General features: G+C 66.2%; 13 protein-coding genes. 7 read left to right on the top strand and 6 right to left on the bottom strand.

The window, feature by feature from the left end; translation table 11 throughout:
• Positions 1-60: 60 nt before the first annotated feature.
• The 3 genes from ACFVYR_RS33495 to ACFVYR_RS33485 form a co-directional block, all read right to left on the bottom strand.
• Complete coding sequence (locus tag ACFVYR_RS33495; RefSeq protein WP_384261565.1) at positions 61-1,632, bottom strand: alpha/beta hydrolase; 1,572 nt, start codon at positions 1,630-1,632, stop codon at positions 61-63.
• Positions 1,633-1,713: 81 nt separating this feature from the next.
• Positions 1,714-1,905 carry a hypothetical protein gene (locus ACFVYR_RS33490; protein ID WP_384261568.1) on the bottom strand — a complete coding sequence of 64 codons (192 nt, stop codon included), beginning with the start codon at positions 1,903-1,905 and terminating at the stop codon, positions 1,714-1,716.
• 11 nt (positions 1,906-1,916) lie between these two features.
• Positions 1,917-2,768, bottom strand: coding sequence for a helix-turn-helix domain-containing protein (locus ACFVYR_RS33485; protein ID WP_384261571.1), 852 nt, complete (start codon positions 2,766-2,768; stop codon positions 1,917-1,919).
• A gap of 267 nt (positions 2,769-3,035) precedes the next feature.
• Between ACFVYR_RS33485 and ACFVYR_RS33480 the strand changes: the two genes are divergently transcribed.
• A complete protein-coding gene (locus ACFVYR_RS33480; protein ID WP_384261573.1) occupies positions 3,036-3,536 on the top strand; it encodes an ATP-binding protein in 501 nt (166 codons plus the stop codon).
• 403 nt (positions 3,537-3,939) lie between these two features.
• Here ACFVYR_RS33480 and ACFVYR_RS33475 read toward each other — a convergent pair whose 3' ends face one another.
• On the bottom strand, positions 3,940-5,346 hold the full coding sequence (locus tag ACFVYR_RS33475; RefSeq protein ID WP_384261576.1) for a hypothetical protein: 1,407 nt from the start codon (positions 5,344-5,346) through the stop codon (positions 3,940-3,942).
• Between the two features lie 575 nt (positions 5,347-5,921).
• Between ACFVYR_RS33475 and ACFVYR_RS33470 the strand changes: the two genes are divergently transcribed.
• The 4 genes from ACFVYR_RS33470 (at position 5,922) to ACFVYR_RS33455 (ending at position 9,715) form a co-directional block, all read left to right on the top strand.
• Complete coding sequence (locus ACFVYR_RS33470; protein ID WP_384261578.1) at positions 5,922-6,215, top strand: lactococcin 972 family bacteriocin; 294 nt, start codon at positions 5,922-5,924, stop codon at positions 6,213-6,215.
• A 207-nt stretch (positions 6,216-6,422) separates the two neighbouring features.
• Positions 6,423-8,486: a hypothetical protein gene (locus tag ACFVYR_RS33465; protein ID WP_384261581.1), complete on the top strand. Its 2,064-nt coding sequence runs from the start codon at positions 6,423-6,425 to the stop codon at positions 8,484-8,486.
• A 41-nt stretch (positions 8,487-8,527) separates the two neighbouring features.
• The gene (locus tag ACFVYR_RS33460; RefSeq protein WP_384261584.1) at positions 8,528-9,184 is read left to right on the top strand and encodes an ABC transporter ATP-binding protein; all 657 of its coding nucleotides are present in this window, start codon (positions 8,528-8,530) and stop codon (positions 9,182-9,184) included.
• A 198-nt stretch (positions 9,185-9,382) separates the two neighbouring features.
• Complete coding sequence (locus ACFVYR_RS33455) at positions 9,383-9,715, top strand: hypothetical protein (protein ID WP_384261586.1); 333 nt, start codon at positions 9,383-9,385, stop codon at positions 9,713-9,715.
• A 76-nt stretch (positions 9,716-9,791) separates the two neighbouring features.
• Here the strand turns inward: ACFVYR_RS33455 and ACFVYR_RS33450 are convergent, their stop codons facing one another.
• The gene (locus ACFVYR_RS33450) at positions 9,792-9,995 is read right to left on the bottom strand and encodes a hypothetical protein (RefSeq protein WP_384261589.1); all 204 of its coding nucleotides are present in this window, start codon (positions 9,993-9,995) and stop codon (positions 9,792-9,794) included.
• A gap of 189 nt (positions 9,996-10,184) precedes the next feature.
• On the opposite strand from ACFVYR_RS33450, the gene ACFVYR_RS33445 reads away from it, so the two are divergent.
• Entirely contained in the window at positions 10,185-10,637 is a 453-nt protein-coding gene (locus ACFVYR_RS33445) for a phospholipase A2 (RefSeq protein ID WP_384261592.1), read from the top strand.
• 88 nt (positions 10,638-10,725) lie between these two features.
• On the opposite strand, the gene ACFVYR_RS33440 is transcribed toward ACFVYR_RS33445, so the two are convergent.
• Positions 10,726-12,063 (bottom strand): M14 family metallopeptidase, encoded by a 1,338-nt coding sequence (locus tag ACFVYR_RS33440; RefSeq protein ID WP_384261595.1) that lies wholly within the window; start codon positions 12,061-12,063, stop codon positions 10,726-10,728.
• 246 nt (positions 12,064-12,309) lie between these two features.
• On the opposite strand from ACFVYR_RS33440, the gene ACFVYR_RS33435 reads away from it, so the two are divergent.
• Entirely contained in the window at positions 12,310-13,641 is a 1,332-nt protein-coding gene (locus ACFVYR_RS33435; protein WP_384261598.1) for an Nramp family divalent metal transporter, read from the top strand.
• The last annotated feature ends 197 nt before the right edge of the window (positions 13,642-13,838 follow it).

Below are 13,838 nucleotides of genomic sequence, written 5' to 3'. Positions count from 1 at the left end.
GCCCCACCCAAGGCAAGGCCACCCAAGTCCGGCCTGATCCGAAAGACAGACCCTAGGGCCCTAGCGGTACGCCCTGCCGGTCTGCCGCTTGCAGGTCAGGTCGCCCGCGGGCAGCTTGCCGGTGGCCAGGTAGCGGTTGACCTGGTTGTCGACGCAGGCGTTCTCGTAGAGGCCGTAGACCGCGTGCCGGTTGGCGCCCTCGACGGTGACCAACCGGGAACTCGGCAGCAGGCCGTGCAGGGCGACGGCGCCCTTGTGCGGGGTGCGCGGGTCGCCGGTGGCGGACACGATCATCGCCTCGGCGTCGTGCGTCACCGCGGTGGGCTCCTCACGGGGCCGGTCCCAGAAGGCGCACGGGCCGATGTTGTTGTTCATCGGGCCGAAGCGCGGGTACGCGGCGCGGCTGCGCCGGATGTCCCGCCAGTAGACCTCCGGGTCGCGCGGGGCCGCCTTGTCCCCGCAGATGATCGCGGTCTGCGAACTGCCCATGTTCGACTGGTCACCGGTCGTCGCGAGCCGCAGGAGTCCGGTGAACTGCGGCGAGAGCTTGGTCGGATGCCCGGCCGCGGCCTCGTTCAGCACGGACACGTGCTCGCCGAGGGACGCCCGGGAGGCGTCGGTGTCGCTGTCGAGCCCGGCGAGGAGGACGAACGGGACCTGGGTATCGTCCAGTTGGAAGCTCTCCGGTGCGGTGCCGACGGACAGCGGGCCGCGCGCGGACTCCTTGATGACGCGGTCGACGGTGGCGAGGACCTGGGCGCGGGTGCGGCCGAGGTGGTAGGTGTCGTTCCGGGCGGCGGCCCAGGTGGCCCAGTCGGCGAGCGCCCGCTCGTTCTCGCCGACGGCCTCCTTCAGGAGCCGGGGGCCGAACTTGCGCGGGTCGATGGCGCCGTCGAGGACCATGCGGTCGGTGCGGCCGGGGAACATCTGGGTGTATACGGTGCCGAGGTAAGTGCCGTACGAATAGCCGAAGTAGGAGATCTTCCGCTCGCCGAGCGCGCCGCGGATGACGTCCATGTCGCGGGCGGTGTTGCGGGTGCTCACGTGCGGCAGTACGTCGGCGTTGGTGGCGCGGCACTTGGCGGCCAGGTCCTTGTGGAGGTCGACCTGGCGCTCGAAGCTCGCCCGGCCGAGGCCCGCCGAGAAGAGCTGCGTGCCGACGTTCCAGCCGCAGTCCAGCGGGGTGCTGCGGCCGACGAAGCGCGGGTCGAAGCCGACGATGTCGTAGCGCGGACCCGTCTTCTTCATCCACGCGTGGAACTCCGGCGGCGACTGCACGGCACCGTTGCCGGGGCCGCCGTTGTTGAGCAGGATCGAGCCGATGCGGTGGCGGGTGTCGGTGGCCTTGAGCCGGGATATCGCGACGGTGAGCGTACGGCCCCCCGGCTCGGAGTAGTCGAGCGGCACGGTGACGTCCGCGCACTGGACGCCGGCCGTGTCCAGGTCGCGGCCCATGGAGTCGTCCGGGCTCTTGGCGCAGCCGCCCCAGCTCAGGTGCTGGGAGTAGTAACGGTCAAGGCCGGAGGCGGGCTTCGCCGGGGTGGCGGTCGCCGTGCCGGTCGCGGCGGCCGCGGCGGGGGCCGCGCCGAGGCAGGCGGCGAGAAGGAGGCTGGCGTTCCGTATATGTCTCACACGCCAGACGCTAAACGGAAGGGCTGCCCCCACTCACTACGGCTGTCCCCCCACCTTCGGTGGGGCCTGCGCCCCCGCCACCTAGAGGAGGTGGTCGGCCTTGCCTGCCTTGATGTCCCGGATGAGGGTGCGGAGGGCGTCGGTGGAGTCGGTGAGGTAGTGGTCCTCCTGGCCGGAGATGGCGATGTAGGCGTTGCCGGAGGTGTCGGTGCCTATGCGGAAGCAGCTGGCGCCCTCGCCGCAGAAGGGGTCTTCCCACGTGATCTCGGTCATGAGGTGTCTCCTCAGAGGTTGTTGACGATGTCGTGGATGAAATCGCGCGACGCCTTGGGCGACAGGGCGATGCGCTCCATCCAGTCCAGATGGGCCCTGTACTTGGACAACTGGGCTTCGCCACCCAGGAATTCCGGCCCGTGGGAGCTGTCGACCTGGACGGTGTCGAGCTGCGGTACGGGCCCTTCGAGGTAGTTGACCGTCTGCCCGGCGCCTGGGAACGTGCCCGCCGCGAACGGAATCACCAGGAGCCGGAGGTTCGGTCGTTCGGATGCGGTGAGCAAGTGTTCGAGCTGGGCGCGGGCCACTTCGCGTCCCCCGAACTGCATGCGCAGGGCCGCCTCGTGGACGATTCCGACATACTCCGGTGGGTCCTCGCCCGACAGGACCTTCTGTCGTTCGACTCGGTACGCCAGTCGGAGGGCGGCTTCGTGCTCGGGCAGCGGTGGAAGCACCGCGCGGAACAGCTCCAGCGCGTGGTCGCTGGTCTGGAGCAGTCCCGGAATGTGTGCGGTGTGCGCGGTGCGCATGCGTACGGCGTACGACTCCAGCTCGGCAATGTCCAGGAGGCCCGGGGAAAGGGAGCCTCGGTAACGCTCCCACCAGCCCCGCCCGTTCGGCCCGGTCATGGCTACGAGCGCATCGATGTAAGCCGTGTCGGAGCAGTCGCAGTTGCACGCCAGTGTGCGAAGGCGCTCGGCGCTGATGGTGCGGATCCCCGTCTCGATGTTCGAGATCTTCGCGCGGTCCAGACCGAGCAGCCCCGCAGCGTGCTCGGTCGACATCCCGGCGGCCACCCGCATCTTGCGCAGCTCGTTGCCCAGCCGCTTCTGGCGCTCGCTGGGCGTCGTCCTTGGTGGCATGGCGTTCCCTTCGTGATGTTCGTCAGCAGTCTGCCGCCCACGGGCTCAATCTGACCACGACCGGGTTCAATTTCTGCTGCAAGGTGGCACAGTAACCAAAACCTGTCCTGCGTTGAGTAACGCACGCACTACGCACGGCAGTTGGCGGTGCATCGCGCGAGCCTGCCCTGGTCCTCCTTCCCTGGGAGGGGCGGTGTTCGCGTCAGGGAGACGAGCCACCGACGGCCGAGGTCAGGACCAACATCCGCTCGTGTCAGAGGAGTCCGTATGTCCACACCCGTCGAGCAGGTAACCCCAACGATCTGCCCCAGCCGAGGCGACCACTCCGCCCCCACCCCCGACACCCTCGCGTACAGCCTCACCTTGCCATCGGCCCTCACGTCCCCGGCGATCGCCCGCGTGGCGACCCCCACGGTGCTGGCCGCGCACGGCCTGGCCGCACTCGTGAATCCGGCGACGCAGATCGCGGCTGAACTGACGGCGACAGCCTGCCGGTTCAGCGCGGCCGCGGAGGTCTACGTATCACTCCGCTTCCGGGACGGAACCCTCCGCGTCATCGTCTATGACAGCCATCCGCGCCACACCCACCCACGCCTCGCCGCCGCCTGCGACGTCCGCCGAAGGGCCGCACTGCGGCTGCTCGCGTGCGTGGCGAGGGCCTGCGAGGGGGACTGGGGATTCGGGGAGGCCAGGGAACCGGGCGTGGGGACGCGGATGTGGGCGACGGTGCCGTACGGCGGGGGAGTGGCATACGTGCAGGGTGCCTGAGCCGGAGAGCCCGCCGCCGGGCTCATCGCCTGGCCCTGGCATCAGGCCGGGGCCGGGGAAATCTGAACCCTCGTAAACGCATCTGCGACGGCCTGTTCCCGGCCATCGAGTAATGGCTCGATTGCAAGCTGTGGTTCCTGCTAACTGCAGTTTCCCGTGAGGCCTTGGCCGTAGGGGGCGTGGCGTCGGTGAGTGCGGGCGGAGCATGAGGCGCTTGGTCGGAAGGCGTGGACTGTGCTGCGTGATCCAGACGATGACGGGTCGGGTCATGGGAACCAACCGCTCACGCATCGCTCACACACAGGCCCCGCGCTTTGCCTCCAAGGTGCAAGGTCCCGCGTTCGAGCGGGATCTCGCGCGGGTCATCCATCTGCGAGGAGGAGTAGTCCCGAGGCACCCTCGCTCAGCCAGGATGAGCTGACGCGAGCCGCTCGTACACCGTCACCCGCCGGCCACGGACCTGCTCGTCAGCCACTGCCTTGAAGGACTTCTTCAGCACGGAGATCTTCATTCTGTCCCGCTGCGCCGTCACCGGCGTCGCTACCTGAGGCGCATCCGTCACCAGCAGGATCCGTTGCTGGGCCAGCATCGCAGCGCGTATGTGTTGCGGGTTCGACTCCACGCCTTTCAGCGTCCCGGACTTCTCGGGGCTCTCCCTAAGAGCTATGTCTCGCAGACCGGCAAAGGCGTTCGGCGAGACGGACTTGGTGTCCCGACGCGCCGATGGGACGAAGAGCACCGCGCTCCCGGCCTCTTTCATCTGCTGCACATCCGATGCTGCCGCGCGGACGTCGTCCACCCGGCTTGCCGGCGATCGTTTGGCCAGCGACTGCGGCAGCAGCGCTGCCATCGCTACGACGAGCACCGCGGGAAGAATCCAATTCGATGCCCTCGGGAGTCGAGGCCTGGCTGCCCGCACCACAGAGCCGATGGCCGTACCGATCAGCAGCGCCAGACCCAGCAGACTGAAGAGGACGTACCGGTCCAAGAACAACGGCTGGATCAGAGAAAGACCGACGAGGCCGAGCTGTGGCACCGCTAGCAACGGCAGCCCTACGGTTGCCACTGACAGTCGGCCTCTTCGGGGCCGATCCAGCAGGGCACCGAAGCCACCGATCGCCAGCAGGACCGCAGGGCCGATCATCATGTGCCAGCTCAGCGGGGGTATCCATGACACCTGTGCGGACTGGCTGTGGCTGAAGAGAACCAGGGGCAGCACACAGGCCGTGGCGATCGCAGAGGCCGTCGTCCAGCGAATCCACACTCCGCGCTCGGCTCGAGTCCAGACCAGAGTCGCCAAGTGCGCCAGCAGAATCATGAGCGAGAGCCAGTTCAGGAGCCCACCGACCAAGACAGTGCCGCCGTATGCGGCCCAGCAGGCTATCCCGCCACCCCTCTGCAGCACGGTCACGAGGAGCAATGTAGAGATCCCCGCCCCGGCTGCGACCAGTGCGTACGGCCGCCCTTCTTGGAGATAGAACTGAACGGCTGGAAGTAGTCCTAACGCCATTCCTCCTGCCAGGCCCACCCATGCCCCGGCCAGTCGGCGGCCAATGAGCGCCACGCACGCCGCCGCAACCCCCGTGGCCAGCACTGAGGGGAGCCGCAGGGTTGTGGTGCTGGCTCCGAAGCATTCAAACAGTGCGTGCATCAGCAGGTAGTAGCACCCGTGCACGACGTCGACGTTCCCCAGCATGTGCCAGATATCAGCCGTGGAGCGTTGGGCAACCTGCCATGTTGCGGCCTCGTCCCGCCAAACACTGCCCTGCCGCGAAAGCCCCCAAAGGCCGAAAACAAGCGTCCACAGCATTGGTATCAGCCAGACAAGAACGTGGCGATTCTGCAAGTTCGATGGGGGTGCCGCGGACGTTGTTCCGACGCCCGGAGAGCGGGACGACGAGCGAAGTGTGCGGTCAACAGACATGAAGGAGGGCTTCCGGTAAGGCTGTTGGGCAGGACGGAGCACTAGAGAGGTACGAAGGTCGCTCACTGGCCAGAGATCGCATGCACCGTAGTCCCCCTGTATGCAGCCCTGTTGACCGTCAGCGTGATCAAGGATGCCATCGCAGTCTCAGCATGGTCCGCCCTCTTTGGCTGAAACCAATCCCCATGGCCGCAGCTACTGCCTCGTCATGTCGAGTGGCCGACAAGTTTCAACTTGGCCTGAAGTCTCACCATCCTCTGCGGTCGGATGGCGCGAAACTCCCTGTGCATTTCGGCCAATCGAATCGATGTCGATATGACTCGCGCAGGTGCGCCCTATATGCAGTTGCACCTTCCACGCAGTTACCCAGATCACATGAGCTAATGGTTGCGCCGCGGATACTCTCCGCAGCAAGATCTTCACTCGTCCAGACCAAGTCATGTTGAAAAGGGGAGTCATACATGAACAAGAGAAACGGAATTAAGGCTACCGTCGTGACCGTTGGCCTCATGATTGCCGCGGCCACTCCGGCGCTTGCCACCACCGTGGACGTCGGTGGCGGCAAGTGGAGCTACGACAGTGGTGCCAACACGGCGTGGTCGAACTACAAGCACCCGAACAACAAGCACGCTTCCTCGGTGAAGATCGGCAGTCAGCTCACCAAGAGCGGCTGCACGGCCAAGGGGAAGTGGTCTCTGGCCTCAGGCTCGAAGAACGGTGGCAGCATCAAGTACTACTACGACCGTAGCTGCTAAGTCTCCTGGCCGAACCTTGAGTTCGTGTACGCACGGGTGGCGCCGCTCGTGCGTACCTGGGCCGAATTAGCTGTGAGGGCGAGTTTTTCTCGCCCTCACAGCTGCTCTTCACACAGCTTCAACCTTCCCGGGCGCGTGCTCCACAAGCGCCCTCAACCTAGGTATCCGATGCTGCACCGAGGTATAAGATTCGTCCACGCCGCCATCTTGGCCTTCTCCGCAGTGCTGGCGTTCCTGTTCGTGCGTGGACTGGATGAAGGCGGGGTTTTAGGAAACTCGGCCCTTGTCAGTGTCGACGGTTCCGACGATTCGGTGAGCGGTACCCAAGTCGTCGAAGCTATCAAGGCGTTCTCTGCCGAGAACGGAGTCGGGGTGGCTCGTGAGATATCCGATCTGAAGAACCCCGATGGGCTTCGGCATCTGTACTTGGCTCCGGGCAGCACCAGCTCTCCGGCAGCGACATGGCTGGACAACGGATATCCGGCGTTCAGTAGGAACTACGAGACGCGTGTGCATCCGATCTCCGATATCGGACATCAGGATCCACGGGGTTCCTATTACGTGTTCGGATCGTCTGCGGCCGCCGATGCCCTGATGGCCAAGTTCAACGAACTCGGCATGAATGCAAGCGTCACCCACCCTCTGTCGTACACCGAACTGTCCGATAGATACTCGGATGACCCCCTGTTCAGGGCCCTCTGCGTGGTCGCCCTCGCGGCTCTGACGATGACCGGGGCGAGCGTGCTGCTCAACGCGAAGTCATACGGGGTCCTTCGGATGCAGGGCATGTCTTTCACCGGCATCCTTCTCCGCGATCTACGGCAGCTGGCAGTGTTCTGGCTGGCGTCGGTCGGCGCCGTGGTGGCTGCGACGCTGTCCTTCCTCGGCTTCTACAACGGCTTCGCCTGGTGGGGGCTCTTCGCCTCGGTGGCTGCAGTAGTCGCCGCTCTACTGGTCGTCGTGGTGCTGGCCACCCATGCGGCCGTGCTCGCACTGACCTTCAAGGTCGACGTGCTGCGTGCCCTCAAAGGCGAGCTTCCCTCGCGGGCGGCATCCGTCAGCGTTTACCTTGTGCGCATCCCCGCACTTCTGCTTGCTCTCAGCATTGCCACAAGCGTCAGCCTCGCAGGCCGGGACGTACTGACGCGCCAGGAGAACCGGGACGTCTACGACACCGTGGGCGATGCGGTCTCGATCCGCCTCAGCGGCTCCTTCGCCATGCAGATCGACCAGTTGAACAAACGCGTGGGCCCGTGGCTACGTGAAGCCGATAGGCAAGGCGAGGCCATCGTTGCCGGGCGTCGAGACCTCCAGGTCTCCGCCCCGGACGCACATCTGCCAGCCGGTGAGATCCTCATCGTCAACGAAACCTATCTCGGCCGGCAGCCGGTTCTTGACCCAGCGGGAAGGCGTTTCCCCGCTGCCCCTGGGGACAGCAAGAAGCCGGACTCACGCTCGGTACGGGTCATCGTTCCCGAATCCCTTACATCGCACGTACCGGCGATCACCAAAGCAGCTGCCGAGATAATTGACCCAGATCTCAGCCGGAACATCCCGCTCAAGACGCTCACGAGCAAGAAGGGGCAACGCCTCTTCGGCTACAACACCGGCTCCTATGTTTACAGCGCGGCACGCAGTTCGGACGAGGACGGATCCCTCGTGCAGGACCCGGTTGTTGTTGTCGTCCCCAATGGGTCGTCCTTCCTCACAAACGACGCCTATACCACATTTGCCACCCAGGCCGGTATAGTATTCCCTGACCCTGAGAAGGTGCTGAATGGCATCAAGACGGAAAAGCTTCAGGACTATGTGAGCGCAGTGAGCCCCGTCGGCCAGAAGACCGCTCTGGACCTCAGGAACGCGACAAACGAGCTTCGGCTGCAGATCTTTAACCTGATCATCGCCGTGATAGTCATCCTCGTTGCCGGTGTAGGCGTCTGCATCATCTACTCGCGAAAGAATGCACAGAGTATATTCGTGCAGAACATCAGCGGCTGGAGATACGTCGCCACCCATCGCTTCATCCTTGCCGTAGAGGTGGCTATCGCGATCATCTTTGCCACTCGAGTTCCTTTCGAAGCGTGGCAGCAGAACCGGGAACTCGAGAAGTTTGCTGCCGCCGGTGCGCCTGCCCCCTTCGAGCCCATTCACTTCACCACGCTGGACCTTAGTCTCATCACTGGTCTTGTTGTTTTCGAATTCGGTGCCGTACTCATCGCCCTTGCGTTCTTCCACCGCCGAATCGTGAAGGAAGGGGCGACTGCGGCGTGAGCCCCTCAAGCGTGGAAACTCCCAGTCAGTCGGAGCATGTTGTGATCGATGTTGAAAACCTGTCCAAGAACTTCGGCACCCGGACCTTATGGCGAGACGTTCATTTCACCGTCAAACGCGGCGAAATGCTCGCTCTTGTCGGACCGAGTGGATCAGGTAAGTCGACGCTCCTCAACTGCCTCGGGCTGCTCGACAAGCCGAATTCCGGAGCGATCCGATACGAGGGGAGGGACATCACCGGATTCGGCAAACGCGAGATCCGTCAGTTCCGCCGCAGCGCTCTCGGCTATCTGTTCCAGAACTATGCCTTGATCGAGAATGCGACCGTGGACGAGAACCTGGAAGTACCCGCCAGGCCACGACGGGCGTTGCAGGGCAAAGGCAGCACAGCCATCCCCGAAGCCCTTGATCGCGTGGGTATGGCAGGGAGGGGTAAGGAGAAGATCCACTATCTCAGCGGTGGGGAACAGCAGCGCGTGGCCCTGGCCCGCCTCATCGTCCAGCAACCGTCCCTGGTGCTCGCGGACGAGCCGACCGGTGCTCTTGACGATGCCAACGCCACTGTCGTCATCGACGTCCTTCGAGAGATGAGCGAGGCCGGATGCGCCGTGGTCATCGCTACCCACGATGCCGACGTCCGTGCCCGATGTGACGCCGTGTTCGCCGTGCATGAGTCCTCACTAGTCGGCTCTCCATGACGCGAGGCAGTCCGTTGCCATCCGGCATCGATCTCTATTGCAACTCTGGACGATGACGAGACTTTCCCGGAAGGTCCTCCGTCGGCATACCGGCGCTCCAGGTGCCCACAGTGCGGGCACCTGGAGTTGCTCGTCGGCTCACCCGCCGCAATCCGACCAACTCCTGTAGTGCTGCTGTTCCTTGCCGTCTCTCGCTCAATGACCTCGTCGGGCGGGTTGAAGCGGCCCGACAAGCACCAGGTCACCTTCAGCGCACCGGACAGGTTCACCATCACCGGCAACGGCATGGACATCGCGGGGGCCTGGAAGTACCTCGATTGGGAGGCGCACAAGCACGGGGGCAACCAGTACGGCCGACGGCTGCTCGTCCTCACCGCCAGGGACGGCAGCACCATCCACGGCGAGGTTCAGGAGTGCCAGACCTGGTGCACGGGCCGGGTCATCAACGTCAGTCTCGACCGAGGGCCCAAGGACTGGCCCACGGAGTACATCATCGCGACGCGCCCCAAGGCGGAGCCCTGCCCTTGGTGATGGCCCGCGCGTGACGTGGGCGGGGCACCCGGCGGTGTGCTCGCCGGGTGCCCCGTGTCGTAGGGGTGCGCTCAGGTCAGATCGAGCGCAGGGCGTGCCAGGTCTCCGGGCCGACGATGCCGTCGTAGTAGCCGCAGTACGCGGCCGTGGAGGCCGCCGGAGCGCCGGGCGCGATGGGCGTCGTCGGCGGGGCGGCGTGGGCCGCCCCTGCCGTAAGGGCCAACACGAGCCCGGCCAGCGTGCCGCCGACCGCCGCCACGGTGCGTCGTCGCGAGAACATCGATGGATCTCCCCTCTGTCGGCGCGTGGTCCGGGTCCGGATCACGCAGGGGGAGGCTGCGCTGCGGGTCTGCCGCCCATGCATATGCCCACGTAATACACCCCTGTGGGTGACGAGAGGCAGAAGGTGACTGTGTGTAGCTCTAATGTCGCGTGGAGTTGTCACTCCGCGTCGAAAGGCTCCCCCTCCATGTCCCCAATGACCGCCCTGCGCAAGGTACTTCTGCCCGCCCAGGCCTGCCTCGCACTCCTTGCGGGAACCGCTCCCCACGCCGCCGCGGACGGCGTCCGCGCCGAGGCCGACCGCCTCATGAACCTCGGTGCCCTGGAGTACGCCCACCAGCCGCACAATCCCCCGTACGACTGGTCCAACGACGGCTGCACCTGGTGGCCGGACGGCATCTTCTACGGAGCCTGCGCTCAGCACGACTTCGGCTACCGCAACTACGGCAACCACGGCGCGCTCAAGCTCAGCCCCACGCCGGAGACCAAGGCGTGGATCGACGAGCACTTCTGGCACCAGATGCGCGCCGCCTGCATCGACAACCACCCCGAGGGCGGCGGCCGTGACTGGTGCCTCGGCGAGGCGAAGGTGATGTACGACGGCCTGCGGGCCGGTATCGCCGAGGGGGCCTTCTACTAGGCGGACGGCCTACTAGGCGGACGGCGGCCCCGGACCCTGCTCGGGTCCGGGGCCGCCGCGTGTGCATGGCTCAACTCGTACGCGTGGCTCAACTCGCGCAGTACTGCTGCTCCTTGCCGATGGACCGGTACATGCAGTCCGAGTTCTCCAGGAGCTGCAGCACCGCGTCGCGGTTGCGCGACGTCTCCCGCTCGATGACCTCGTCGGGCGGGTAGAAGCCGCCGCCGCCGGAGCGCGGGTACATCTCGAAGGTGTAGCTGAAGATCTTCTGGTCGCCCCACAGCCAGTCGTCGATCGTGCCGTCCGTGATGTAGAGGTCACTGGACTGCTCGGGCGTGTAGCCGTTGCTCGCGGCCATCTTCCTTCCGACGGCGGCGTGCGCGTCGCGGTCGTCCTGGGTGAGGCCCGGTGCCGTGTCGTTGTACGTGAAGCCGTACGGCCACAGGACCAGCTCGCTGTACGTGTGGAAGTCGATCCCGGCCTTGATCTGCTGCTTGCCGCCGACGACGCGGCTGCGGACGAAGTTGGCGACGACCTTCACCTCGGGGGCCGACTCGGCGGCCGAACCCCGGTAGGTCTCGGAGCCCGGGGTGCTCGAGGAGCCGTCGCAGCAGCCCCACTTGTAGCCCCAGTTGCGGTTCAGGTCGGTGCCGGTGCGGCCATTGGAATTGGGCTGCCGGTTGAGCCGCCAGCTGCGGTACGAGCCGGTCGCGATGTCGTACTCGCCGCCGTCCGGATTCATGTCCGGGACGATCCAGATCTCGCGTGAGTCCACCATCTTCTTGATACGGGCGTCGGAGGCGTAGCCCGCGCCGAGTTCGCGCAGGAGGTACAGCGCCATCTCGACCGTCAGGTGCTCGCGGGCGTGCTGGTGGTGGGTGAAGAGGACTTCCGGCTCGGCCTCGTCGGTGCCCACGTTGTCGCTGACCTTGATGGCGACGATGTCCCTGCCGGAGTACGACTTGCCGATGACCTTCTTCGACATCAGGCTCGGGTAGGCCGCGATGCGCTGGTCGATCTCCGCGTTCATCTCGGCGTAGTTGTGGTACCTCGCGTCGGCGGGCGGGAAGTCCTTGACCCGCACTTCCTGTCCGTTCGTACGCTTCGGCGGTCCGGCCAGGGGCTTGAGCTCGTACCCCGACTCCCGCAGCTTCGTGGCCTGCCGGGCGTCCGCCGAGACGACCACCGCGCGGGCGTCCACCTCGTCGATGGCGACGCCGGTGCGGGCGAGCGCGGTGCGCGCGGCGCGGTCGTCGCGCAGGGGTATCTCGTACTGGCGCGTTTCCTCGTCGGCCGCCGTCGCCGCGCCGCCCGCGGCCCGGGCGTCGGATCCCGATGCGGCGTTGGCGGTCAGGGGCGCCGCCAGGGCGAGGGTGAGGAGGGTCGCGAGAGCGGCGGATCTCCTGCCGCGTATGCGCAGTCGCATGAAGTCTCCTGAGGGGGTGGGGGTTGCTCAGTGCGACACGTGCGGGGGCGTGCGGTGGTGCGCTGCGGGGCGTGCGGTGGTGCGGTGCGGTGGTGCGGTGCGGGGTGTGCGGCCGTGCGGTGCTGCGTGTGCTGTCGTGCGGTGCGGGTCGCGCGGCCCCATCGTCGAGCCATGGCATGGCCCCGTCAACGCTCTCTTCGGCCAACCCCCTTGTGCCGGAAGCGGCGATGCGCTTTCTTGATCGGCATGGCTGAAACCACAGGCAGTGGCACCACCGCCGACGCGACGGCCCCCCGGCCGCGCAAGTCGAGCTGGAAGTACATCGGCCCCGGCATCGTCGTCGCGGCGACCGGCGTCGGCGCGGGCGACCTCGTCGCGACCCTCATCGCGGGCAGCAACTTCGGCTACACCCTGCTGTGGGCGGCCGTCATCGGCTGCGTCGTCAAGATCTCGCTCGCGGAGGCCGCGGGCCGCTGGCACCTGGCCACCGGCCGTACCCTCTTCGACGGCTGGGCGAGCCTCGGCCGCTGGACGACGTGGTTCTTCGTCGTCTACGTGGTGATCTGGGGGTACGTCTACGGGGCGGCCGCGATGTCGTCGTCCGGGCTGCCCCTCCAGGCCCTGTTCCCCGACGTCATGGAGCTCAAGTGGTGGGGCATCCTCACCGGCGTCGTCGGCCTGGCCTTCGTCTGGTTCAACAAGTACGCCGTCTTCGAGAAGGTCATGACGGTGCTCGTCGGCATCATGTTCGTCGTCACCGTCTACCTCGCCATCCGCGTCACCCCGCACCTCGGCGACGCCTTCGCGGGCCTGCTCCCCGTCCTGCCCGACGAGAAGGACTCCGTCCTCAACACGCTCGGCCTGATCGGCGGCGTCGGCGGCACCATCACGCTGGCCGCGTACGGCTACTGGGTCAACGCCAAGGGCTGGACCGACGCCGGCTGGATGAAGGTGATGCGGCTCGACAACCGCGTCGCGTACATCACGACCGGCATCTTCGTCGTCGCCATGCTCTTCGTCGGCGCGGAGATGCTGCACTCCGCCAACGTCGCCATCGCCAACGGCGACAAGGGGCTCGTCCAGCTCTCCGGCATCCTGGAGGAGGAGTACGGCAACGCCACCGCCAAGATGTTCCTCGTCGGCTTCTTCGCCACGTCCTTCACCTCGCTGATCGGCGTGTGGCACGGCGTGAGCCTGATGTTCGCCGACTTCGTCGAGCGCTACCGCAAGGAGCGCGTCGGCGTCGAGGAGAAGGCGCTGACCGGCGAGGAAGTGGCGTCCGGCAGCCACGAGAAGTCGGTGCCGTTCCGCGCGTACCTGCTGTGGCTGACCTTCCCGCCGATGGTCCTGCTCTTCCAGGGCCAGCCGTTCCGCCTCATCATCCTCTACGGCGTCCTCGGCGCGGCCTTCATGCCGTTCCTCGCCCTCACCCTGGTCTGGCTGCTCAACTCCTCGCGCACGCCCAGGGAATGGCGCAATGGCTGGCTGAGCAACGGCATGCTGGCCGTCGCGGGTCTGCTCTTCCTGGTCCTGTGCGTCAAGCAGATCACCGACCAGGACTGGGGCAGCTTCTTCTGAGGGCCTGTCGGGGGAATCGCCCCGGGGGACGCGTAGGTTCCGGGGAAGGGCTTCGGCCAACCTCGGTCCGGGCGGCCCGGGGCCGAACGCGGAGTTGGCGGGGCGTGGACCTGTCGATTCCGGCTGCGTCGGGTTTTGGCCCTGATTTCCGCGGGCGCTGCCTGCGCCGGGTGCTGTCACTACTGTCATGCCCCACT

It is taken from the genome of Streptomyces sp. NPDC058284, from assembly GCF_042881135.1.
In the GTDB taxonomy this organism is placed as follows: domain Bacteria; phylum Actinomycetota; class Actinomycetes; order Streptomycetales; family Streptomycetaceae; genus Streptomyces.
The sequence above is the reverse complement of the archived record's forward strand: the minus strand, read 5'-3'. Positions and strand labels throughout refer to the sequence as shown.